General features: G+C 66.9%; 3 protein-coding genes. 1 reads left to right on the top strand and 2 read right to left on the bottom strand.

Going from position 1 to position 2,510, the window contains the following annotated elements; all coding sequences use genetic code 11:
* The first annotated feature begins 136 nt into the window (after positions 1–136).
* Complete coding sequence (relB, locus tag WA965_RS15045) at positions 137–532, top strand: type II toxin-antitoxin system RelB family anti-toxin (protein WP_526447716.1); 396 nt, start codon at positions 137–139, stop codon at positions 530–532.
* A gap of 9 nt (positions 533–541) precedes the next feature.
* On the opposite strand, the gene WA965_RS15040 is transcribed toward relB, so the two are convergent.
* Positions 542–1,189, bottom strand: coding sequence for a hypothetical protein (locus tag WA965_RS15040; protein ID WP_526447714.1), 648 nt, complete (start codon positions 1,187–1,189; stop codon positions 542–544).
* A gap of 110 nt (positions 1,190–1,299) precedes the next feature.
* Positions 1,300–2,510, bottom strand: a 1,211-nt coding sequence (locus WA965_RS15035) for an EspK C-terminal domain-containing protein (RefSeq protein ID WP_526447712.1), incomplete at its 5' end; no start/stop codon positions are given.

The following is a 2,510-nucleotide window of genomic DNA, read 5'->3' as shown; positions in this document are numbered from 1 at the left end:
ACCTACACCGCCGACCCCGACCGCCAGCTGGTCACCTTGACCACCTTCCGCAAACAACGCCAAAACGAACGCAACGAGATCACCCGCGCACGCAAAGCGCTACGCCGCCACCAGACCAAGAAGGGATAACCCAACCATGGCCGTCAAGACCGCCACCGCGAAGAAGACCGCTGCCCCGAAGAGGGCTGCCAAGAAAGCCCCCGCCGCTGCGAAGAAGGTCGCCACCGCCAGCGGTGGGGTCGATTATCGAACCGCCCGCGCCCAGCGCCAGGCCGCCCTCACCGACGAGCAGCGCCAGACCTACGAGCAGGCCTACCACGACGCCGGCCGGGCGATGGACCTCGCCGAGCTGGTCTACGCCGCCCGCACCGAGGCCGGCCTCACCCAAACCCAGCTCGCCGCCGCCATGGGCACCAGTCAATCCGCGGTCGCCGCCTGGGAGAACGGTGCACGCATCCCCGGTATCGACGCCCTGGAACGGCTCGCCGCAGCCTGCGGGAAACGCCTCCACATCGCCATCACCGCCGCATAACCCCAGCAGTCAGGCTGTGTCCCGCAGCCAGGTTGTACGAGTCGCGCGGCGAATGGCGACGGCCTGAGAATCGATCACCTCGATATCGCGGAGCACGGCCTCGCACTCCTCGGCTGAACAGCCGAACTGCATAAGCTCTGTCATCCACATCATCAGCGGTCGGGCACTATCCCCCGTAGTGGGCCACGTGGCCCATATCCGGCCGAAGGTGGCGGCCACGCTGTCACGGAAGGCCGCACACACCGTGTCATGGGCGATGTCGAACAGCCCTTGAGCCTGCTTCGCGTAGATAGCGAGCTGCGGTATCCCGAACTCGCGTTCCAGCACCGACGGAGCGGCGAACCCTAATGCAGTGCGCCAATACTGTTGCGCAGTAACGATATCGGGATTAGGGCCGCTTGGCCGGATGTAGAGGAGATATTGGCCGCCCTCGATGTAGTCGGCCTCTCGCCAATCGGGGTCACGCCCAGGTATCCGGATCCTCGGCGGTGCTTGCAGCGTGGTGCGATCCCAACTCAAGACCGGCGGGTCAAGAGAGGCGTTCGCGCACACCATCTTCAGCGTCGCACCGATCCGTTCCAGCCGGTGGGCGTACCCGAGCAGCGGATAGCTCGGCGGTGCCGAGGTATCGCCCCAGCGACCGTCCCCGGTGGACACATGAAACTCCCGTGCCCACAGAGATGCTTGGTCAATGGTATGGGCCAGCTCGGCATGCCAGCGCTCCAGCTCGACTCTCCAGGCCGCGCCGTCCGCACCCCCTGGAGTCCTCATCGAGGAGCCTCGTATTGGAGGTCCTCTTCAACGCTGATAAGAGCCTTGACGATCATGTCGCGCAGGTCAGGATCGCCGGTAGCGGCTGCGGCGTAGCACATGTCGGGTAGCGGCAGCGGGCGCCTGGACCACCCGCCGATGTGCTCGGCGGTACGCGCAACCATCCAGTGCGCCCGGTAGTCGGCCAGCTCTTCGGTGGTGTCGCTGGGATCGGCGACTGCGCCGGTGTTGGTGGCGAAAGCCGGTCGGCGCATCGCGGTCATGACGTTGAGGGCCTTGGCCGCCTTGTCATAGTCCGCCCACTGCTGCAGGGATGGCTCGCGGTCACTGCCGCGGATAGCCCAGACCAGGCGTAACGCCTCGTCAATACCGCCATCGATGACTTGGGCCTGGGTTGTTGCTGCGTTGATCATCGCCGCGGTCACCGCCGCGACGATCCGGTCTTGAAAAATTGGGTCGGCGTCCATGATGGGTAGCAGCCGCGGATACACCTTGGGCCACAGCACCGCCAGCCGATGCACGTGCATGTCGTCGAGCACTGGGGCGGACACCTCGACGCCTTGTTGTAGCAGCGGGTTGGTGTCTCCCGAGCACGACGGCGGATGCTCCACCCCGGCATCGCGCAAGACGTTTACCCCCGCCGTGGTGGCTGCTGCGACCAGCTTCCAGCCCCACTGTGCGCGCAGTTGGGCGTACTCGACGAGGACCCGTGCCGGATCACCCCAGCCGAACCACCTCTGCCGAAAAGAATCGTCTACCAACGGATCTGTGGCCAACAGCCGCACGGAGCGCGGAACGAACACCCCCGCCGGGATGTAGCTGGACCCGTCATTGGAGGTGATGACGGTCTCGGTGCCGCTCGGTGAGCGGAACACCCCGACAGCCCACCCCGCCGCGGGATTGAGCGCCATGTACGCGGCGTGCTGCAGCTTCCAGACCAACTCCTTGGCCGCCGCGGCGTCTGCGGACTCGCGGCGCTCCCGTGCGGCTGCGGTCTGACCCGCAGCGACCACACTGGCCGGAATCAGAGTCGGGCCCGCAGCCGCACTCGCTGCGGACGGGGCGGGCGTTGCCGGGGCATTTGTCGAGCCGACAGTGCCCGCCGGCACGGTCGGTGCCGGGGGTGGCGCACCTGCTGGGGGACTCATCGAACCCGGCGGCAGCATCATCGGCGCACCACCGCCGCCGGTCCCCGCGCCGGTAGGCG

It is taken from the genome of Mycobacterium sp. (assembly GCF_049683935.1).
GTDB lineage: Bacteria > Actinomycetota > Actinomycetes > Mycobacteriales > Mycobacteriaceae > Mycobacterium.
Note: the sequence above shows the minus strand (reverse complement) of the source record. Positions and strands in the feature narration are given on the sequence as shown.